The organism is Idiomarina piscisalsi, assembly GCF_003987095.1.
In the GTDB taxonomy this organism is placed as follows: domain Bacteria; phylum Pseudomonadota; class Gammaproteobacteria; order Enterobacterales; family Alteromonadaceae; genus Idiomarina; species Idiomarina piscisalsi.
Genome location: NZ_PIQA01000003.1, coordinates 1 through 19,540, shown reverse-complemented (window position 1 = coordinate 19,540; position 19,540 = coordinate 1). Strand labels below are relative to the sequence as shown.

General features: G+C 45.7%; 31 protein-coding genes. 24 read left to right on the top strand and 7 right to left on the bottom strand.

Annotation, left to right across the window (positions count from 1 at the left end):
- The first annotated feature begins 9 nt into the window (after window positions 1-9).
- The 7 genes from rpsS (at window position 10) to CWI73_RS04950 (ending at window position 3,767) form a co-directional block, all read left to right on the top strand.
- Window positions 10-288 (top strand): 30S ribosomal protein S19, encoded by a 279-nt coding sequence (rpsS, locus tag CWI73_RS04980; protein WP_026860408.1) that lies wholly within the window; start codon window positions 10-12, stop codon window positions 286-288.
- Window positions 289-301: 13 nt separating this feature from the next.
- Window positions 302-634: a 50S ribosomal protein L22 gene (gene rplV, locus CWI73_RS04975; protein ID WP_053954203.1), complete on the top strand. Its 333-nt coding sequence runs from the start codon at window positions 302-304 to the stop codon at window positions 632-634.
- Between the two features lie 10 nt (window positions 635-644).
- Window positions 645-1,325: a 30S ribosomal protein S3 gene (gene rpsC, locus CWI73_RS04970; protein WP_105306959.1), complete on the top strand. Its 681-nt coding sequence runs from the start codon at window positions 645-647 to the stop codon at window positions 1,323-1,325.
- A gap of 11 nt (window positions 1,326-1,336) precedes the next feature.
- A complete protein-coding gene (gene rplP, locus CWI73_RS04965; RefSeq protein WP_053954205.1) occupies window positions 1,337-1,750 on the top strand; it encodes a 50S ribosomal protein L16 in 414 nt (137 codons plus the stop codon).
- Entirely contained in the window at window positions 1,750-1,941 is a 192-nt protein-coding gene (gene rpmC, locus CWI73_RS04960) for a 50S ribosomal protein L29 (protein WP_053954206.1), read from the top strand. The genes rplP and rpmC overlap by 1 nt, the downstream gene beginning before the upstream one ends.
- A complete protein-coding gene (gene rpsQ / locus CWI73_RS04955; RefSeq protein ID WP_126751809.1) occupies window positions 1,941-2,204 on the top strand; it encodes a 30S ribosomal protein S17 in 264 nt (87 codons plus the stop codon). The genes rpmC and rpsQ overlap by 1 nt, the downstream gene beginning before the upstream one ends.
- A gap of 156 nt (window positions 2,205-2,360) precedes the next feature.
- On the top strand, window positions 2,361-3,767 hold the full coding sequence (locus CWI73_RS04950) for a carbohydrate porin (protein ID WP_126751808.1): 1,407 nt from the start codon (window positions 2,361-2,363) through the stop codon (window positions 3,765-3,767).
- 33 nt (window positions 3,768-3,800) lie between these two features.
- Here CWI73_RS04950 and CWI73_RS04945 read toward each other — a convergent pair whose 3' ends face one another.
- The 6 genes from CWI73_RS04945 to CWI73_RS04920 are packed head-to-tail and all read right to left on the bottom strand — an operon-like array spanning window position 3,801 to window position 9,582.
- Window positions 3,801-4,178, bottom strand: coding sequence for a Na+/H+ antiporter subunit G (locus tag CWI73_RS04945; protein WP_126751807.1), 378 nt, complete (start codon window positions 4,176-4,178; stop codon window positions 3,801-3,803).
- A gap of 12 nt (window positions 4,179-4,190) precedes the next feature.
- Window positions 4,191-4,460, bottom strand: a complete 270-nt coding sequence (locus CWI73_RS04940; RefSeq protein WP_058576144.1) for a K+/H+ antiporter subunit F — start codon at window positions 4,458-4,460, stop codon at window positions 4,191-4,193.
- Window positions 4,454-4,942 carry a Na+/H+ antiporter subunit E gene (locus CWI73_RS04935; RefSeq protein WP_126751806.1) on the bottom strand — a complete coding sequence of 163 codons (489 nt, stop codon included), beginning with the start codon at window positions 4,940-4,942 and terminating at the stop codon, window positions 4,454-4,456. The genes CWI73_RS04940 and CWI73_RS04935 overlap by 7 nt, the downstream gene beginning before the upstream one ends.
- Window positions 4,935-6,458 carry a monovalent cation/H+ antiporter subunit D gene (locus tag CWI73_RS04930; RefSeq protein WP_126751805.1) on the bottom strand — a complete coding sequence of 508 codons (1,524 nt, stop codon included), beginning with the start codon at window positions 6,456-6,458 and terminating at the stop codon, window positions 4,935-4,937. The genes CWI73_RS04935 and CWI73_RS04930 overlap by 8 nt, the downstream gene beginning before the upstream one ends.
- Window positions 6,458-6,793, bottom strand: a complete 336-nt coding sequence (locus CWI73_RS04925) for a Na+/H+ antiporter subunit C (RefSeq protein ID WP_058576147.1) — start codon at window positions 6,791-6,793, stop codon at window positions 6,458-6,460. The genes CWI73_RS04930 and CWI73_RS04925 overlap by 1 nt, the downstream gene beginning before the upstream one ends.
- Window positions 6,793-9,582, bottom strand: coding sequence for a monovalent cation/H+ antiporter subunit A (locus tag CWI73_RS04920; RefSeq protein ID WP_126751804.1), 2,790 nt, complete (start codon window positions 9,580-9,582; stop codon window positions 6,793-6,795). The genes CWI73_RS04925 and CWI73_RS04920 overlap by 1 nt, the downstream gene beginning before the upstream one ends.
- Before the next feature lie 276 nt (window positions 9,583-9,858).
- Here CWI73_RS04920 and rplN point away from each other — a divergent pair, with 276 nt between their 5' ends.
- The 17 genes from rplN (at window position 9,859) to rplQ (ending at window position 18,352) form a co-directional block, all read left to right on the top strand.
- Window positions 9,859-10,227 carry a 50S ribosomal protein L14 gene (gene rplN, locus CWI73_RS04915; RefSeq protein WP_053954214.1) on the top strand — a complete coding sequence of 123 codons (369 nt, stop codon included), beginning with the start codon at window positions 9,859-9,861 and terminating at the stop codon, window positions 10,225-10,227.
- A gap of 10 nt (window positions 10,228-10,237) precedes the next feature.
- Window positions 10,238-10,552, top strand: coding sequence for a 50S ribosomal protein L24 (rplX, locus tag CWI73_RS04910; protein WP_126751803.1), 315 nt, complete (start codon window positions 10,238-10,240; stop codon window positions 10,550-10,552).
- Between the two features lie 20 nt (window positions 10,553-10,572).
- Complete coding sequence (gene rplE, locus CWI73_RS04905) at window positions 10,573-11,112, top strand: 50S ribosomal protein L5 (RefSeq protein WP_088767705.1); 540 nt, start codon at window positions 10,573-10,575, stop codon at window positions 11,110-11,112.
- Between the two features lie 11 nt (window positions 11,113-11,123).
- Window positions 11,124-11,429: a 30S ribosomal protein S14 gene (gene rpsN, locus CWI73_RS04900; protein ID WP_126751802.1), complete on the top strand. Its 306-nt coding sequence runs from the start codon at window positions 11,124-11,126 to the stop codon at window positions 11,427-11,429.
- A 26-nt stretch (window positions 11,430-11,455) separates the two neighbouring features.
- Complete coding sequence (gene rpsH, locus CWI73_RS04895) at window positions 11,456-11,848, top strand: 30S ribosomal protein S8 (RefSeq protein WP_053954218.1); 393 nt, start codon at window positions 11,456-11,458, stop codon at window positions 11,846-11,848.
- Between the two features lie 14 nt (window positions 11,849-11,862).
- Complete coding sequence (rplF, locus tag CWI73_RS04890; protein WP_053954219.1) at window positions 11,863-12,396, top strand: 50S ribosomal protein L6; 534 nt, start codon at window positions 11,863-11,865, stop codon at window positions 12,394-12,396.
- A gap of 9 nt (window positions 12,397-12,405) precedes the next feature.
- Window positions 12,406-12,759, top strand: a complete 354-nt coding sequence (rplR, locus tag CWI73_RS04885; RefSeq protein ID WP_053954220.1) for a 50S ribosomal protein L18 — start codon at window positions 12,406-12,408, stop codon at window positions 12,757-12,759.
- A 9-nt stretch (window positions 12,760-12,768) separates the two neighbouring features.
- On the top strand, window positions 12,769-13,269 hold the full coding sequence (gene rpsE, locus CWI73_RS04880) for a 30S ribosomal protein S5 (RefSeq protein ID WP_126751801.1): 501 nt from the start codon (window positions 12,769-12,771) through the stop codon (window positions 13,267-13,269).
- A 6-nt stretch (window positions 13,270-13,275) separates the two neighbouring features.
- Complete coding sequence (rpmD, locus tag CWI73_RS04875; protein WP_053954222.1) at window positions 13,276-13,458, top strand: 50S ribosomal protein L30; 183 nt, start codon at window positions 13,276-13,278, stop codon at window positions 13,456-13,458.
- A 3-nt stretch (window positions 13,459-13,461) separates the two neighbouring features.
- On the top strand, window positions 13,462-13,896 hold the full coding sequence (gene rplO, locus CWI73_RS04870) for a 50S ribosomal protein L15 (protein WP_053954223.1): 435 nt from the start codon (window positions 13,462-13,464) through the stop codon (window positions 13,894-13,896).
- Between the two features lie 5 nt (window positions 13,897-13,901).
- Window positions 13,902-15,230, top strand: a complete 1,329-nt coding sequence (gene secY / locus CWI73_RS04865) for a preprotein translocase subunit SecY (protein ID WP_053954224.1) — start codon at window positions 13,902-13,904, stop codon at window positions 15,228-15,230.
- Window positions 15,231-15,254: 24 nt separating this feature from the next.
- The gene (gene rpmJ, locus CWI73_RS04860) at window positions 15,255-15,368 is read left to right on the top strand and encodes a 50S ribosomal protein L36 (RefSeq protein WP_074668972.1); all 114 of its coding nucleotides are present in this window, start codon (window positions 15,255-15,257) and stop codon (window positions 15,366-15,368) included.
- 118 nt (window positions 15,369-15,486) lie between these two features.
- Complete coding sequence (rpsM, locus tag CWI73_RS04855) at window positions 15,487-15,843, top strand: 30S ribosomal protein S13 (protein ID WP_053954225.1); 357 nt, start codon at window positions 15,487-15,489, stop codon at window positions 15,841-15,843.
- Window positions 15,844-15,857: 14 nt separating this feature from the next.
- The gene (gene rpsK / locus CWI73_RS04850) at window positions 15,858-16,247 is read left to right on the top strand and encodes a 30S ribosomal protein S11 (RefSeq protein ID WP_053954226.1); all 390 of its coding nucleotides are present in this window, start codon (window positions 15,858-15,860) and stop codon (window positions 16,245-16,247) included.
- 28 nt (window positions 16,248-16,275) lie between these two features.
- Window positions 16,276-16,896, top strand: coding sequence for a 30S ribosomal protein S4 (rpsD, locus tag CWI73_RS04845; protein ID WP_053954227.1), 621 nt, complete (start codon window positions 16,276-16,278; stop codon window positions 16,894-16,896).
- A gap of 25 nt (window positions 16,897-16,921) precedes the next feature.
- Window positions 16,922-17,911, top strand: a complete 990-nt coding sequence (locus CWI73_RS04840; protein WP_126751800.1) for a DNA-directed RNA polymerase subunit alpha — start codon at window positions 16,922-16,924, stop codon at window positions 17,909-17,911.
- Between the two features lie 39 nt (window positions 17,912-17,950).
- Complete coding sequence (rplQ, locus tag CWI73_RS04835; RefSeq protein WP_053954229.1) at window positions 17,951-18,352, top strand: 50S ribosomal protein L17; 402 nt, start codon at window positions 17,951-17,953, stop codon at window positions 18,350-18,352.
- Window positions 18,353-18,404: 52 nt separating this feature from the next.
- Here the strand turns inward: rplQ and CWI73_RS04830 are convergent, their stop codons facing one another.
- Entirely contained in the window at window positions 18,405-19,190 is a 786-nt protein-coding gene (locus CWI73_RS04830; protein WP_126751799.1) for a hypothetical protein, read from the bottom strand.
- Between the last annotated feature and the right edge of the window lie 350 nt (window positions 19,191-19,540).

Below are 19,540 nucleotides of genomic sequence, written 5' to 3'. Positions count from 1 at the left end.
GGATTAAACATGCCACGTTCTCTTAAAAAAGGTCCATTTATAGACCTTCACCTGCTAAATAAGGTGGAGAAAGCGTTGGAAGCCGGGGATAAAAAGCCAATTAAAACTTGGTCCCGTCGTTCAATGATCATCCCTGATATGATCGGTTTGACTATCGCTGTTCACAACGGTCGTCAACACGTTCCTGTATTCGTTTCAGACGAAATGATCGGTCATAAGCTGGGCGAATTCGCACCAACCCGTACTTATCGCGGCCATGCTGCTGATAAGAAAGCGAAGAAACGGTAAGAGGTAGAGAGTGATGGAAGCAATTGCTAAACACCAATTTGCCCGCGTTTCTGCTCAAAAGGGCCGTTTGGTCGCAGACCAAATCCGTGGACTTCCAGTAGAAAAAGCACTGGATATCCTGGCATACAGCCCAAAAGCAGCTGCTGGCTTAATTAAGAAAGTTTTAGAGTCAGCAATCGCGAACGCGGAGCACAACGAAGGTGCGGACATCGATGAGCTGAAAGTTGCTAAGATCTTCTTAGACGAAGGTCCTACAATGAAGCGCATCAAGCCACGTGCGAAAGGCCGTGCCGATCGTATCTTTAAGCGCACCAGCCACATTACTGTGGTCGTGTCGGATAGCTAGGAGATAAATTATGGGTCAGAAAGTACATCCTAATGGTATTCGCCTAGGTATCTCCAGACCATGGAATGCAACCTGGTATGCGAATACAAATGAGTTCGCTGATAACCTACACAGTGATCATCAGGTACGTAAGTTCCTGACGAAAGAACTGCGTAACGCATCAGTATCTCGTATCGTAATTGAACGCCCAGCTAAGAGTGTTCGTGTGACTATTCACACTGCACGCCCTGGCGTTGTTATCGGTAAAAAAGGTGAAGACGTAGAAAAGCTGCGTAAGCAAGTTCAGAAATTGACTGGCGCACCGTCGCAAATCAATATTTCTGAAGTACGCAAGCCAGAACTGGATTCACAACTTGTTGCTGACAACATCGCTGGTCAGTTAGAGCGTCGTGTTATGTTCCGTCGTGCAATGAAGCGTGCTGTACAGAACGCTATTCGCTTAGGTGCCAAAGGTATCAAAGTTGAAGTTAGCGGTCGTTTAGGCGGCGCAGAAATCGCACGTACTGAGTGGTATCGTGAAGGTCGTGTACCTCTGCACACATTACGTGCGGATATTGATTACTCGACTTCAGAAGCGAACACCACTTACGGTATCATCGGTGTGAAGGTCTGGATTTTCCGTGGCGAGGTTTTAGGTGGCCTGCCAACAGAAGAAAAGCCAGCTCCTAAGCGCGGCAAAAACCGTAAGTAAGGAGAGACGAAATGTTACAACCTAAGCGTACAAAATTCCGTAAGGTTCACACAGGCCGCAACCGTGGTCTGGCGCAGTCTGGTAACAAAGTCAGCTTCGGTTCATACGGTTTAAAAGCAACTGACCGCGGTCGTATGACTGCACGTCAAATCGAAGCAGGCCGTCGTGCGATGACTCGTCACGTTAAGCGTCAAGGTAAAATCTGGATCCGTGTATTCCCAGACAAACCTATTACCAAAAAGCCTTTAGAAGTTCGTATGGGTAAAGGTAAAGGTAACGTTGAATACTGGGTTGCTCAGATTCAACCAGGTCGCGTTCTGTATGAAATGGACGGTGTTCCTGAAGAGTTGGCACGTGAAGCGTTCCGCTTAGCGGCACGTAAACTGCCTTTCAAAACAACCTTTGTGACTCGGACGGTAATGTGATGAAAGCAAGTGAACTAAAAGAAAAAACCGTTGAGCAGCTGCAAGAAGAATTGCTGAACCTACGTCGTGAGCAGTTTAATCTGCGCATGCAGGCGGCAACTGGTCAGCTGAATCAGACTCACATGATGAAACAAGTGCGTCGTAATATCGCACGTGTTAAAACCATCTTAAATGAGAAGGCAGGTGCGTAATGGCTGAAGAAAAACGTGTTCGTACTCTGCAAGGCAAAGTTGTCAGCGATAAGATGGATAAAACCATCACTGTAGCTGTTGAACGTCGTGTAAAACACCCGATATACGGGAAGTACATCACGCGTACAACTAAAGTACACGCGCATGACGAAGACAACCAAGTTAAACAGGGCGATACCGTGATTGTTCGCGAATGTCGTCCTCTGTCTAAGAATAAATCTTGGACATTGGTTGAAATCGTAGAACGTGCAACTGTTGTCTAAACGCAGATAACGAAGTAAAAAATACAAAGGCCTCCCTTGCGGAGGCCTTTTTTTTGATCTAAACCTTTACTTAATGAGTACAAATATCTGAATTTAAACTAGAATTATTTAAGATAATTTGCGTAGTCATTACGCCTTACCTGTAAGGAGACATGTATGTCAAAAAGTCTTTTTTTCGCAGCTACCATGCTTGCTGCGTCTCCGGTGCTTGCGGCTCCGCAAGACGGAGGGTCTGTTAAAGATGAAATTCAAGCTTTAAAAGAGCGTCTGGCTGAGCTTGAACAACGCCTGGCCGAGAAAGAACAAGAGGAAAAGGAAAAAGTCGTTGTTGTAGAGAAACGAAAGGTCTCAGAAGACGCTACGGTTGACGAAAAAACTGAAACTCGCACCGTTGCCTATGATACAGGTGTTCACGCACGATTAGATAAATTAGAGAAGAAAACTGAAGAGAACGAAAACTGGCCTATTAAAATTCATGGTGCGGTGCGTTTTCAATATGAATACAACGACTACAACTCAGGTAATGAAAACAGGGGCGGTGACTTAGACTTTGATATTTTCCGCCTTAACTTTGACGGCGAAATTGGTGACGTGATTCTCTCGGCAGAATACCGTTGGTTCCATTATATGGACGTGGTTAAGCATGCTTGGTTTGGTTATAACTTTACCGACAATTGGCAAGGCCAGGTTGGTGTAGTTAAAGTACCTTTCGGTAATATGCCTTATAACTCGCACAGTTATTTCTTTAACTCTACATTCTACGTAGGCTTAGAAGACGAGCACGATAACGGCATTCGTTTGCGCTACCGTAGCGACGACTGGCACTTCGATATTGCTTATCATAAGTCAGATGAGCAAGGTGGCGTTGATGGCTCTACCAGTGACCGTACAGCCCGCTATAACTATGACACTGTAGGTGTTCGAGCTCCGGGACAGGGGGCTTATGATACGCCGGCGCTACCAATTGGCGAGAGTAATAGTTATGCGCTGCGTGGTGCGCATATTTTCAGTTTCAGCGACGATCATAATTTAGAAGTCGGTTTGTCCGCTCAAGGTAACAATTATTACTCTGGAAGTGCTGCTGACGGTTTCTCTGCTCTACAGCAATTTGAAAACCAAAATGTTGGTAACCGCTTCGCATGGGGCGCACATGGTAACTACAATAACGGTCCCTGGAATGTGCAACTCCAGTATGCCGATTACGAGTATGACTTAGAGGTTGAGAATACAGGCGTTTATATGGGGGCTTATGCCTACTACGACGCAATTCCAACTGAAGCGAAAATCTACACAGGTAACGTTGCATACACATTACCGGTAGAAATAGGGCCAATTACCAGCCTGACATTCTACAATGACCATAGCATTATTACCGACAAAGCAGGCTATCAAGATGATACTTGGATGAATGTTCTGGGTGTCGCAGTAGCAGCTGGTGGCGGTTTTTACACCTATGTTGATTTTGTTAGAGCGAAAAACCAACCCTTTATTGGTGGTAACATCGCGACCGATGGTGGTGACGTCAATAACCGCTTTAATATCAACTTTGGTTATTACTTCTAACAGAAATTGAGTTTAAGAAATTAAAACCGACTCTCAAGAGTCGGTTTTTTCATGCTCGTAAGCATCCCCCTCTTCGCGGAAGTCTTTGGTCCGGTGGAACATCTTAAGCTCAGTGTGTAAGGCGGCTTTTGCCATTATATGGGCACTAATAGGGGCCGTTAAGAAGAGAAAAATTGCAATGAGTAACTCACTCAAAGAAAGTCCATTTTGCATGCTCATTACAATAATGGCGGCGATAACAATGCCACCAATACCCAAGGTTGTATTTTTTGTGGGTGCGTGCAAGCGGGTATAAAAGTCTGGGAGGACTGCGAGTCCTAAAGAACCGATAAACGCAAAGATTGCGCCTAATAAGATAAAGAATCCAACCAGCCACTGACTCCATACGGGTAATTCGTTTAATGCATCCATAATGTGAGCCCTTTATTCGATGAGGTCGCCGCGCAGGAGAAATTTACCTGCGGCAATAGTGCCAACAAAGCCAAACATCGCAATGAGCAGTGCGGCTTCGAAATAGGTTTGAGTATTCTGATAAAGCCCAAGCAATAAAAGTAATGCCAGAGAATTTATGTAAATCGTGTCTAGCGCAAGAATTCTATCCGGCAGATCAGGTCCTTTTACGAGTCGCCAGAAATTCATCAGTATAGCCAGGCTAAACAGCAAAAAAGCAATTTGCAGTAATGTACCTAACATTGGAATATCTCCTTTAATCTGCGCTCGTAGCGGTGACGGATAGTTTCAATTACCTCATTGGGGTCTTCCTCTGAAAAAGCGTGTATTAAAATGCCTTTTCTCCCACGAGTGATTTCACAAGAAACTGTACCTGGCGTCAGTGTTATGGTGCTTGCCAAAATTGTTACCGGAAGCTCCTCTTTCATATCCAGCGGGAAAACGAAAAATGCCGGTGTAATAGAGCGACGTTTGCCAACAATTAGTGCGGCGACTTTAAAGTTCGCAATAATAATGTCGTAGATCAGAATAAAGAAATAAACAACAGCAAGGTGAGGCTTCTTCACTTTTGCAAAGTTTGGCCAAGCTGGTTTGAATAAAATGGGAATCAACAAAGCGAAGGCTATCCCTAGTAAGGTCACTCCTGGACTTACCGAATTAAATAATAAAAGCCAAATAATCAGCAAAAACAGGCTTAACATAGGTGCCGGTAGTATTTTATTCATCTGACACCTCCGGTGCTTTTAAAACCCAGTTAGGATAGTCTTCGGTACGTTCAAGCTGCTCGGCAACAGACTGAGTGTACTGCTGTATTGGATGAGCGAATACGGTCATTATTAACGACAATAATAGCAGGCTGGCTAACGCAGCGCGTTTGCCTAGCGGCGCAGACTGTTCCGACGGATTACCCGACAAAGTGTGCCAAATCATTTTGCTGCCTGCCCGGGTAACTGCCACCAACATAATAAATGTTGCGCCTATAATAGCCCCCCATAACCAAAAGTTATGGCCGCTCGCACTAGCGGACTCCAGAATCATCAATTTACTGACAAAGCCAGAAAGTGGCGGAAGCCCAATAACGGCAACGGCCGCAACCAGAAACATAACGGCATAGGTTGAATGGTTCGCCATTTGTTTGCCTGACACGATGCGAGAAGCGGTTTTGCCTCTTTCAAATGCCATAACATCAGCAAGCAAGAACAGTGCACCAGTGACAAATGTTGAGTGCACTAGGTAAAACAGTGCAGCACCAGTTGTTTGAGTGGAGAATAGGCTATAAGCCGTTAAGATGGTGCCCACAGAGATAACGACTAAATAAGCGACCATTAAACGCAAGTCGCGTGCAGCGAGAATTCCTAAGGCGCCCGCTAACATTGTCAGTAGCCCCATCACCCATAACCAGTCGTGGGCAACAAGGGCTAGCTCGTTGGCATCAGCACCAAATATCAACGTGTAGACACGAATTATTGAGTAAACCCCGACTTTTGTCATTATTGCAAACAAAGCTGCAACGACACCGCTGGTTGTTGAGTATGCCTGAGGTAGCCAAAAGTGAAGTGGCAGCAACGCGGCTTTTAACCCAAACACAATAAGCAACATAAGAGCACCGGCTTTTGCGAGCATGGCCTGATCGCCACTTAACGCTTGTATTTTAACAGCCATGTCGGCCATGTTCAGAGTGCCGGTTACACCATATAAGGTGCCAATAGCGATTAAGAAAAGTGCAGAGCCTAAAAGGTTCAATAAGACGTAGTGTAAGGTTGCTCTGACCCGAAACTTACCGCCGCCGTGCATAAGTAGGGCATAGGAGGAGATGAGTAACACCTCGAAGAAAACAAACAGGTTAAATAAGTCGCCTGTTGCGAAAGCCCCCATAATGCCCATAATTTGAAACTGAAACAGCGCATGGAAATGCGAGCCAAGATTATCTTCCGAGTAGCAGCCGTAAACGAGCACAGGAAGTGCAAGTATGGCAGTAAGCAGCATCATCATGGCACTGAGCTTATCGACCATAAGAACAATGCCAAAGGGCGCCTCCCAGTTACCCAGCAAGTAAACCAACATTTCTTGTGAATTTACTTCAATGAGCAGGAACGCACTTGCCACAAGCGTCAGTATACTTGCTGCAAGACCAATCGCACGCCGTTTAGGTTGCGGTCGGTCACCCCATGGTAATAACTGCAGTAACGCAGTAAATAACGGAATAAGAATTGGGAGTATCGCTAGGTGTTGCTGCCACATCAGCGGTTATCCTCCGAGTTACTGTCACTGACTTCGTCTGTACCGACTTCGCCCCGCGTTCTTACGGCTAAAATAATGGAATAAGCGGTCATTGCGAAACCTATTACAATGGCCGTCAAAACAAGCGCTTGTGGCAACGGATCTGCGTAAGAGTCAGATGTGCCTAATATAGGAGCGCCATCTATGGTTAAACGGCCGGTGGAAAATAGAAATAAGTTAACGGCGTAAGACAGCATAGTAATTCCTACCACGACAGGAAAAGAGCGCCCTCTGAGAATAAGAAAGACGCTACAGGCTGTAAGAATGCCGACGGTGACTGAGTATAACGTTTCCATTAGTTGCCCTCGTGAGTTGGACGATGGCGTGTCGTCATTTTGCCGAAGTTACTGAGAATCATCATTGTGGCACCTATAACGGTGAGGAATACGCCTAAGTCAAATAGCAATGCCGTTGCGAACTCCCATTTACCAACGACAGGCCAGTCTAAATAAGTAAACCAGCTAGTGAGGAACGGCTTGTTAAATAGCCAGCTTCCAAGACCTGTTAGGGCAGCAATCATGACTCCGATAGACATAAGCGACTGGTAATTTACATTGAATCGCTCTTTAACCCAGTCAACACCGTTTGCGACATATTGAAGAATCATGGCTGACGCTGCGATAAGCCCGGCAATAAAGCCACCACCCGGCAAGTTGTGACCACGCAGGAAAATATAAGCTGCAACGACCATCGCCATGGGTAAGACCAAATTAGCGACGTTAGTGAGCATGAGCGGGTGCTTTATTCTATGCCATGGACGGCCGTCGACATCGCTGGATGGCATAAAGGGTTTAAGCTTATTAAGTAGCTTATGTATCCCTGCCGCAGCAATGGCTAAAACCGTTATCTCGCCTAATGTATCAAAGCCACGAAAGTCGACCAGAATAACGTTTACAACATTGGTGCCGCCACCGCCGGTTTTTGCGTTAGCAATAAAGAAATCAGAAATTGATTCTGCGGGTGTGGTTAGAATGGCGAAATTTAAGGTTGCTACAATTCCACCAATAAAGCTCGCAATTATAATATCGCGAAAGACCCGGTGGCCACTTGATGCCCGGTTAGTTTTCTGTGGCATAAAAAAGAGTGCCAGAATCATTAAAATAATGCTGACAACTTCGACCACTAACTGAGTCATGGCTAAATCGGGCGCAGAAAAATGAGCAAATGCTAAAGAGACCATCAAGCCCACAACAGAAAGCATCATTAGCATTACAAAACGGTTGCGGTGTAGTGTTGCAGTGCCAAAAGCAGCTCCAATTAACACGATGGCTCCAACCATTGAAACGGTATCAATGGATTGCTGTGGAGAGCTTCCTGTAATGGCACTAATATCAATAAGTGAAGGCAGTAATATGACAATGACACTTATTAAGACAAACGCCATATAGCGCTGCAAAGAGCCAGTATCCAGCTTGTCGAACAATCGTGATGAAGTATCACTGGCTTTTTGGACCAGCCGTTCAAAGTTATGCTTGGCGTCCTGACCGTCAAACTGCCGGTTAAACGTAAATAGTTGGTCGCGGGCAATATATATGAGTATACCCGCCACGACAGCTATCGCACTCATCAATAACGGAATGTTAAATCCGTGCCACAGTGACAGTTTAACCTCTGTTTGTGAGTGGGTGACGGCAGTAACAGCAGAGTTTAAAAGCTCTGACACTATGGGCATGGGTGCAAGGCCGATAGCGATGCAAAGTAGTGCAAGTAATGCAACCGGCGCTGACATCATACGAGGTGGGTCATGCGGTTTTTTCGGTAATTCTTTGTACTCACCATTAAAAAACACATCGTGAATAAAGCGAATTGAGTAAGCTACAGACAGAGCCGCTCCCACTGTTGCCAATACAGGTACGAACCAGGAAAGCCCTCCGAATAAGTGCTGTTGTGCCGCTTGAGCAAGGAATAGCTCTTTCGACATAAAACCGTTAAAGGGCGGGATGCCGGCCATCGATGCCGCTACAACCATAGCTAGGGTTGCCGTAATGGGCATCAGACCCATTAACCCCTGGAGTTTGCGCATATCACGAGTGCCAGACTCATGATCGATAATACCGGCTGTCATAAATAACGCAGCTTTAAAACAGGCGTGATTAATAATATGAAACATTGCCGCAATAACGGCTGCTTGGGTGCCTATGCCCAGCAGCATACAAATTAACCCAAGGTGACTAACTGTCGAAAATGCAAGCAAACCCTTTAAATCATGTTTAAGTAACGCAAAGTAAGCGCCTACTAACATGGTGATTAGCCCGGTAACGGTAACAGTGGTCAGCCAAAGTTCTGTGCCTGCCATGACCGGGTGGAACCTTGCCAATAGAAATATACCCGCTTTTACCATGGTAGCAGAGTGTAAGTACGCACTGACTGGCGTTGGCGCTGCCATTGCGTGTGGCAACCAGAACTGGAATGGAAACTGTGCTGACTTAGTGAAGGCACCCAGCAATAAAAGAACAAGAGCCGCGGTATAGTATTCGTGATTTTTTATAGCCTCTGCTGAGGCAACGATATCGTCAAATTGGTAGCTTCCTGCAATATTCCCAATAATTAGCAAGCCGGCTAGCAGAGCCAGTCCACCAGCCCCTGTTGTTGCAAGTGCCATGCGGGCACCACGGCGGGCATCGCTGCTATGAAACCAGTAACCAATAAGCAGGAATGATGAAATGCTGGTAAGCTCCCAAAATGCCCACATAAGCAGAATGTTGTCAGCCATAACTATGCCAAGCATCGAGGCCATAAAAAGCAGGAGACAGGCGTAGAATCTTGAGTCGTCATCCTCGTAGGAGAGGTAATAGTGGGCGTAGCCAATAATAAGGACGCCAATTCCCAGTATCAATGAACAGAACAAAAGGGAGAGACCGTCAAGACGAATAGCAAAGTCGAGCCCAATAGACGGCAGCCACTCTATAAAGTGTTTAGGAGTATCTCCGGATAAAGTCTGTGGCGCATAACTGAGTAATATAGCTATGCCAGTTAGTGGTATAAGCAGTGTAACGCCAGTTTTTATCAGTCGTGGCGTTTGTTTTAGTAATAAAGGTAGTAATGCACCAAATAGTGGCGCCATGATGATAATGAGTAAATTCATAGGCTCATCCGTTGTCCCATTGCTAACGCTTTTGTAGCCACTAACCAAATGAAAATTAACTGTAAACGAGGTACGAATTTATCACTCTAACGGATGACTGCCAATATAATCTCGTCGGTTATAATCTGTTGTTCATCCAGTCTTACGAAAAAAAGTGAGATTGCCCTACCACATCTAATTTTTATCTGTTACAATTCGCCGCCCTTTTTATAAGGGAAAAACCAAAGGCAGCACGACCCGAGAGGGTCTGTTTTTTTAACTAAGCGGGGCACTGAAATGATCCAAATGCAAACTACCCTGGACGTTGCCGATAACTCCGGCGCGCGCAGCGTACAATGTATTAAGGTTCTAGGTGGTTCGCACCGTCGCTACGCAAACATCGGCGATATCATCAAAGTTACTGTTAAGGAAGCAATTCCGCGCGGTAAGGTGAAGAAAGGTGATGTTGTGAATGCGGTGGTCGTTCGCACCAGAAAAGGCGTCCGTCGTCAAGACGGGTCGGTCATCCGTTTTGACCGCAACGCGGCTGTGTTGTTGAACAGCAACCAACAGCCCATTGGCACTCGTATCTTCGGTCCGGTAACTCGTGAGCTGCGTTCAGAGCAGTTTATGAAGATTATCTCGCTGGCACCAGAAGTACTATAAGGAGTCAATTATGGCGGCAAAAATTAAACGTGATGACGAAGTAGTCGTCCTGGCAGGTAAGGACAAGGGCAAGCAAGGCAAAGTCCTGAAAGTTCTTACTGATAAAGATCGCGTTATCGTCGAAGGCGTTAACGTAGTCAAGAAACACCAGAAGCCAAATCCGGCTTTAGGTGAATCTGGCGGCATCGTAGAACAAGAAGCACCAATTCATGTTTCTAACGTTGCGATCTTTAATCCAGAGACAGGTAAAGCAGATCGTGTTGGTTTTCGTATTGAAGACGGCAAAAAAGTCCGTTTCTTCAAATCGAACAACGCAATCATTTAATTCAAACTTGGAGTTTTACGATGGCGAAACTGCATGATTTTTATAGAGAATCGGTAGTTCCTGGACTGATGAAAGAGTTCAGCTACAACAGCGTCATGCAAGTCCCTCGGATTGAAAAAATCACCCTTAACATGGGTGTTGGTGAAGCTCTGGCTGACAAAAAAGTACTTGACAATGCAGTCGCAGACTTAGAGGCCATTTCTGGTCAAAAGCCTGTGCGTACTGTTGCACGCAAGTCTGTCGCCGGTTTCAAAATCCGTGAAGGCTTCCCGATTGGCTGTAAAGTAACTCTGCGCGGCGAGCGCATGTGGGACTTTTTGCAACGTTTAATCTCGATTGCAATCCCACGTATCCGTGACTTCCGTGGCCTCAACCCTAAATCGTTTGACGGTCGTGGTAACTACAGCATGGGTGTTCGTGAGCAGATCATCTTTCCGGAAATCGACTATGACAAAGTCGACAAGGTACGTGGTCTGGATATCACCATTACCACTAATGCTGGCACAGATGACGAAGCTCGTGCTTTGCTAGCTGCCTTTAACTTCCCGTTCAGAAAGTAAGGTGTAGAGTTATGGCAAAACAGTCAATGAAAGCGCGTGACGCGAAGCGAGCTAAAATCGCTTCAAAATACGCAGAAAAACGCAACGCACTGAAAGCGGTCATTAATGACGTAAATGCATCAGACGAAGAGCGTTGGGAAGCAGTTCTGAAATTGCAGAAGCTCCCACGTGATGCCAGTCCGTCACGTCAACGTAACCGTTGTCGTATAACTGGTCGTCCTCATGGTTTCCTTCGTAAATTCGGCATGAGCCGTATTAAGGTCCGTGAGATGGCGATGCGCGGTGAAATTCCTGGCTTGAAAAAAGCTAGCTGGTAAGCCACGAATCACGGGAGAAAGCAAATATGAGCATGCAAGATCCAATTGCGGATATGTTCACACGCATTCGCAACGCTCAAGGTGCTAATAAAGTAACGGTAAAAATGCCGTCTTCTAAGCAGAAAGTGGCGATTGCTCAAGTTCTGAAAGAAGAAGGTTTTATTACAGGTTACAGCGCTGAGAGCACTGCTAAACCTGAGCTTGAAATCGAACTGAAGTATTTCGAAGGCAAGCCAGTAATTGAATCAATCGAGCGCGTTAGTCGCCCTGGTTTGCGCATCTATAAGAAGCGCAACGAGCTGCCTAACGTAATGGGTGGCCTTGGCATCGCAGTTGTTTCGACGTCTAAAGGCCTGATGACCGATCGTGCCGCTCGCCAAGCTGGTCTTGGTGGCGAAATCATTGGTTACGTAGCGTAATTAGGAGGTAGGAAATGTCACGTGTTGCTAAAGCACCTATTGAAATTCCTGCTGGCGTTGAAGTTACGCTAAATGGCCAGGAAGTCACGATTAAAGGTGCTCAAGGCTCATTGAGTCGTGTTGTTAACGATGCAGTTGAACTGGTTAAAGAAGAGAGTGAATTACGTACAAACCCTCGTGAGGGTGTTGCTAATTCAACGGCTCAAGCAGGTACAGCTCGCGCATTGTTGCAAAACATGGTGGTCGGAGTCACTAAAGGATTCGAACGTAAGTTACAGTTGATGGGTGTTGGTTACCGTGCGCAAGCACAAGGTAAAAAACTGAACCTGACGCTAGGCTTCTCGCATCCTGTGGAGTTCGAAATTCCTGAAGGAATTACTATCGAAACTCCGACTCAGACTGAAGTCGTCGTTAAAGGTGCAGATAAGCAGTTAGTCGGTCAAGTTGCCGCTAACATTCGCGCATACCGTAAGCCAGAGCCTTACAAAGGTAAAGGTGTACGTTATGCTGACGAGCAAGTGCGCCGTAAAGAAGCCAAGAAAAAGTAGGGTAATACGATGGACAAGAAAGCAGCTCGCTTACGTCGTGCTACTCGCGCACGTAAACAAATTGAAGAGTTGGGTGCAAATCGCCTGGTCGTTCACCGTACACCACGGCACATTTACGCACAGTTGATCGCACCTAACGGTTCTGAAGTGCTGGCAGCCGCATCGACTGCAGAGAAAAGTGTTCGCGAAGGGCTTAAATCTACGGGTAACGTAGACGCAGCCAAAGTAGTGGGCAAAACTATCGCTGAACGAGCGATTGAAAAAGGCGTTAAAAGCGTTTCTTTTGATCGTAGTGGTTTCAAATACCACGGTCGCGTAGCAGCTTTGGCTGACGCAGCTCGTGAAGCCGGACTTCAGTTCTAGGAGACGAACATGGCAAATGTAGAAGCTCAAAATGGTGAACTGATTGAAAAGTTGATTACAGTTAACCGTGTAGCGAAAGTTGTTAAAGGTGGTCGTATCTTTAGCTTCACTGCACTGACTGTAGTTGGCGACGGTAAAGGAAAAGTCGGTTTTGGTTATGGTAAAGCACGTGAAGTTCCTGCTGCTATTCAAAAAGCAATGGAAAAAGCACGCCGCAATATGGTTACCATTCAACTGAAAGGCGACACTTTGCAGCATCCTGTAAAAGGACGTCACTCAGGTTCACAGGTATACATGCAGCCTGCATTAGAAGGTACGGGTATCATCGCTGGTGGTGCTATGCGTGCGGTTCTTGAAGTTGCAGGTGTTCATAACGTGCTGTCAAAAGCATATGGTTCAACCAACCCAATCAACGTTGTTCGTGCCACTATTAAGGCTCTGAACGACATGAAGTCGCCTGAACAAGTAGCGGCTAAGCGTGGATTGCGCGTTGAAGAGATACTGGGGTAGTGAACAATGGCGAAAAAGACAATCAAAGTAACACAGACGCGTAGCTCTATCGGTCGTTTACCGAAGCATAAAGCTACACTACGTGGCTTGGGTCTCCGCCGCATTGGTCACACAGTAGAGTTGGAAGACACTGCTGCAGTCCGCGGTATGGTGAACCAAGTAAATTACATGATTAAGGTGGAGGGATAAACGATGGAATTAAATAATCTTTCTCCCGCACCTGGTGCAAAAAGCAGCAAAAAACGCGTTGGACGCGGTATTGGATCAGGTCTGGGTAAAACCGGTGGGCGTGGTCACAAAGGGCAGAAGTCTCGCTCTGGTGGCAGCGTGAAACCAGGTTTCGAAGGCGGTCAAATGCCAATCCAGCGTCGTCTGCCTAAATTTGGTTTCACTTCTCGCAAGGCTATGACCACTGCGGAATTGAACTTGGCAGAAATCGCGAAAGTCGAAGGTGATGTTGTAGATTTAGCAACGTTAAAAGCTGCGGGACTAATTCGTAAGAACATTTTGGCTGCTAAAGTCATTAAGTCAGGCGAAATTAGTCGTAAAGTGACTGTTAAAGGTCTTAAAGTCACCAAAGGCGCTCGCGAAGCTATTGAAGCTGCTGGCGGAAAAATCGAAGGATAGAGCAAATGGCTAAACCAGGATTGGAATCAAATCGAGCGCAAGGTGGCTTGTCGGAACTTAAGCGTCGCCTGTTGTTTGTGTTAGGAGCGATTATCGTTTTCCGAGCGGGCTCCTTTGTGCCTATTCCTGGTATTGATGCCGCTGTACTCGCTCAGTTATTCGAACAGCAAAAAGATACCATCGTTGCCATGTTTAACATGTTCAGCGGTGGTGCCTTAGAACGCGCGTCAGTATTTGCATTAGGTATCATGCCGTATATCTCGGCTTCAATTATTATGCAGCTTGCAAGTGTGGTTCATCCTCGCTTAGCTGAAATTAAGAAAGAAGGTGAGTCTGGTCGTCGCAAGATAAACCAGTATACGCGTTGGGGTACTTTAATACTGGCTACGTTCCAGTCGATAGGTATAGCTACTGGCTTACCTAACTTAATGCCAGGGTTAGTTATCGATCCTGGTTTCGGCTTTTACTTTACAGCTGTAGTAAGCTTGGTTACTGGAACAATGTTCCTTATGTGGCTAGGCGAGCAAATTACTGAACGAGGTATTGGTAACGGTATCTCTATCCTGATATTTGTGGGTATTGTAGCAGGGTTGCCATCGGCGATTGGTCAAACGTTTGAACAAGCACGCCAAGGCGATTTACACTTGTTACTACTGTTATTGATTGGTGTTGTTGTTGTTGCAGTGACTTACTTTGTTGTTTTCGTCGAGCGTGGTCAACGTCGTATCGTTGTCAACTACGCAAAACGTCAACAGGGGCGTAAGGTATTTGCAGCTCAAAGTACGCATTTGCCATTGAAAGTAAACATGGCTGGCGTTATACCTCCAATCTTTGCATCGAGTATTATTTTGTTTCCGGGAACCATCGCTACCTGGTTTGGTTCAGGCGAAGGAGTTGTTGCTGACTTTTTACAACAAGTCTCAATGACATTGTCTCCCGGTCAGCCGCTTTATGTGTTACTGTATGCGGCTGCAATTATTTTCTTCTGTTTCTTCTACACTGCGTTGGTATTTAACCCGCGCGAGACAGCTGATAACTTGAAGAAATCCGGCGCTTTCATTCCGGGCATTCGGCCAGGTGAACAAACGTCGCGTTATATTGACAAAGTAATGACTCGCTTGACTTTAGCAGGTGCTCTGTACATTACCTTTGTCTGTTTGGTTCCTGAGTTTATGATGATTGCTTGGAACGTTCAGTTCTACTTCGGCGGTACATCGTTATTGATTATCGTGGTTGTCATCATGGACTTTATGGCACAGGTACAGACTCATATGATGTCTAATCAATATGACTCTGTGCTTAAAAAAGCTAACCTTAAAGGCTACGGTCGATAAGGTTGGGTAGAACGGAGAGTAGCAATGAAAGTTCGTGCTTCCGTGAAGAAAATCTGTCGTAACTGTAAAATCATCAAGCGTAATGGCGTAGTACGCGTTATTTGCTCTGATGCAAAACACAAACAACGACAAGGTTGATTCGAAGGAAAGGTCGGCGGCTTTATGTCGCCGCCTTGAAGTATTTGCAATTCGGCAATCGGTTGAGTATCCTAACGGGCTTTTCAACTGATGCCTACAAACTAAAGGAGACGTGTTAGTGGCCCGTATCGCTGGCATTAACGTTCCTGACAATAAACATGCAGTTATTGCCTTAACTGCTATCTATGGTATTGGGCGTACTCGCTCGCAGCAAATTTTAGCTGCAACGGGTATTGCTGAAGATACTACGATTGGTTCATTGTCAGAAGACAAACTGGACGCGCTTCGTGACGCAGTGTCAAAATTCGCAGTCGAAGGTGACTTGCGTCGTGAAGTATCTATGAACATTAAACGTTTGATGGACCTCGGGTGTTTCCGTGGACTTCGTCATCGTCGCAGCCTTCCTCTACGTGGACAGCGCACTAAAACAAATGCGCGCACCCGTAAAGGACCGCGCAAACCAATTAAGAAGTAAGGGGGGATTGAGTAATGGCTAAAGCACCGACTCGTTCTCGCAAGCGCGTTAAAAAGCAAGTCGCCGATGGCATGGCTCACGTGCATGCATCTTTCAACAACACCATCATCACCATTACTGATCGCCAGGGTAACGCATTAGCGTGGGCTACCGCAGGTGGATCAGGCTTCCGTGGTTCACGGAAATCAACGCCGTTTGCAGCACAGGTTGCAGCAGAACGTGCAGGTGAAATGGCGAAGGAATACGGACTGAAAAACCTGGAAGTATTTGTGAATGGTCCAGGCCCAGGTCGTGAATCATCGATTCGTGCCCTGAACGCCGTTGGTTACAAAATCACAAATATTACCGATGTGACACCGATTCCTCACAACGGTTGTCGTCCGCCTAAGAAACGTCGCGTTTAAGGCGTGAATCGATAGTTGGAGAAAGATCATGGCAAGATATTTGGGTCCTAAGCTCAAGCTGAGCCGTCGCGAAGGAACGGATTTGTTCCTTAAGAGCGGCGTTCGCGCAATCGATTCTAAATGTAAGATCGAAACTGCACCAGGACAACACGGCGCGCGTCGCGGTCGTTTGTCAGACTACGGTGTTCAGTTGCGCGAGAAACAGAAAGTTCGTCGTATGTACGGCGTTCTGGAAAAGCAATTTCGTAACTACTACAAAGAAGCAGCTCGACTGAAAGGCAATACTGGTGAGAACCTGTTGCAGTTGTTGGAACAGCGCTTGGATAACGTAGTGTATCGTATGGGTTTTGCGTCAACACGCGCTGAAGCTCGTCAATTGGTTAGTCACAAAGCAGTTGTTGTGAATGGCCAAGTAGTGAATATTCCATCGTTCAAGGTTCGTCCTGAAGATGTCGTTTCTGTTCGCGAAAAAGCGAAAAAACAGGCACGTATCGGAGCAGCACTGGAACTTGCGGAACAACGTGAGAAACCAGTCTGGATAGAAGTAGACAACAACAAAATGGAAGGTCAGTTTAAGCGTCTTCCAGAACGTAGTGACTTGTCTGCTGAAATAAACGAACAGTTGATCGTAGAGCTTTACTCTAAGTAAGGCTTAAGCATAGAGAGAGGACACAATGCAGGGTTCTGTTACCGAATTCCTAAAGCCGAGGTTAGTCGACATCGAGCAAATTAGCCCGACTCATGCCAAGGTTACACTGGAGCCTCTAGAACGCGGCTTTGGTTATACACTGGGTAATGCGTTACGTCGCATTTTACTATCGTCAATGCCAGGTTGCGCAGTGACTGAAGTTGAAATCGACGGCGTGCTGCATGAATACAGCAGTAAAGAGGGTGTTCAAGAAGATGTCATCGAAATTTTGTTGAACCTGAAAGGGCTGGCAGTCAGCATCGAAGGTAAAGACGAAGCTACGTTGACCTTGAATAAATCCGGAGCAGGTCCTGTAACCGCAGGCGATTTCACTCACGATGGTGATGTAGAAATTGTTAATCCACAGCACGTTATTTGTCACCTTACCGGTGATTACGAGCTTAACATGCGTGTTAAGGTCGAGCGTGGTCGTGGATACGTTCCTGCAGCATCACGTCAGTCAGCTGACGATGATGAGCGTCCAATCGGTCGTCTGTTAGTTGACGCTTCGTTCAGCCCAGTAGAACGCATCGCATATTCTGTAGATGCGGCTCGTGTTGAACAGCGTACTGACTTAGACAAGCTGGTTATCGAAATGGAAACCAATGGTACGTTGGATCCAGAAGAAGCTATTAGACGTTCTGCTACTATTTTGGCAGAACAGCTAGATGCTTTCGTTGAACTTCGTGATATCAGCGAGCCGGAAGAAAAAGAAGAGAAACCGGAATTCGATCCGATTCTTCTTCGTCCGGTTGACGACTTGGAATTGACTGTTCGGTCTGCGAACTGCTTGAAGGCAGAAGCGATTCAGTACATTGGTGACTTAGTACAACGTACCGAAGTTGAGCTGTTAAAAACGCCTAACTTAGGTAAGAAGTCGTTGACTGAAATTAAAGATGTGTTGGCATCACGTGGTTTGTCTCTGGGTATGCGCCTGGAAAACTGGCCACCTGCTAGCTTAATTGAAAACGACTAAGGTCACCTTAGTAAAAGATTTACTGAGAAGGGTATAGGTATGCGCCATCGTAAGAGTGGTCGTCAACTAAATCGAAACAGTAGCCATCGTCAGGCGATGTTCCGTAACATGGCAAGTTCGCTAGTTCGCCATGAGATTATCAAAACGACGTTGCCAAAAGCTAAAGAGCTGCGTCGCGTGGTGGAGCCATTGATTACATTGGCTAAACAAGACAGCGTTGCTAATCGTCGATTAGCTTTCGCACGTACGCGTGACAAAGAAGTCGTTGGTAAACTGTTTAATGAATTAGGCCCGCGTTATGAAGAGCGCGCAGGCGGTTACACTCGTATTATGAAGTGTGGCTTCCGTGCAGGTGATAACGCACCTATGGCTTACATTGAATTAGTTGATAGACCAGAAGTAGAAGAAGTTGAAGAAGTAGTTGAAGAAACTGCTGAGTAAACGAATTAAAAAGGCCAGCTTTAAGCTGGCCTTTTTATTATGCATTTTTCAATTACTTGTTATAAACAGCGGCTAACTCTTTTTGTTCCAAATGCCCCTTATCAACAAGCCACTGTAGTCTATCTTTGTCTAGTCCAGAGTTTTTAGCTTCAACGGCTAGCAGTTTCCACTGTTCTTTAGAAATGTAAGCTTCAGATTCTGTTCCCCCCAAACTTGTGAAAAAGTCCTTTATACCATTTAAGACATAATCAGCCGACTCAGGGATAAGTTTCAACGTACCTATTACCGACGATAATAAGTTACTGGAAGAACTTTCATGGGCTGTCCTCATTATTGACTCAGAATATGAAGGATGGTTTTGCAGGGTAACAGTTATTAAGCTATCCGCCTTTCCCGGTGAGTGGGCGATAGCGAGAGATAAAATATCATCAATATAAGCTGGCTCAGTTTCGATAGCTGTTTGAACTATCATTTCCGCCCTGCCAGGGAAGTAGGTTAAAGCAGTTTCGACGACAGTATAAGTTACAGCAGGTTCAGCTTGGATAGCTGCCATTATAATGGCTTTCTTCTTATTCGGCGTTAAATCGAAAGCAGCGGATACAATATAACTAGCGTGTTCTGGGTAGTTATTAACAAGTATTCGCACGGTTCGCATTATTGATAAGTTTTTGTTTAAGTGATTTTCAATTATCGAGGTATAAGTCTTTAAAAGCTTTGCTTCTTTCGTTGATGATATTTGCTTTGAATTGGGCTCCGCAAATGATACTGACGGCAAGCCTGTTAGGGATATACCCAATATACTTAGCGCTAAAATATAATTATAGTAGTTACGGCGCATAGTTAGTTATTCCCTTTTAATTCACTTACACACTTAACGTTTGAGTAATAAGTGTAATGATAGTTCAAGTAAAGATACACTAACTTAACATGGAAGGTTAAAAAACCACCTTTTTTATCTTTTTTCTCCGTTCTCAAAAAAAGATCTTGAAAGGCGGAAAAAGATCTCTATAATTCGCCGCCGTTGTCACGAGATACTCACTGAGTTGAGTCGGGCGACGGCGGTTTTGTCAGTCGGACAAAAAGTCCAGAAAAAGAGGTTGACGAAATCATCGGGAAGTGTAGAATACGCCTCCCTGCTTCGGAAGAAGCGACGCTCTTTAACAATATTATCAAGCCAAGCAAACTGTG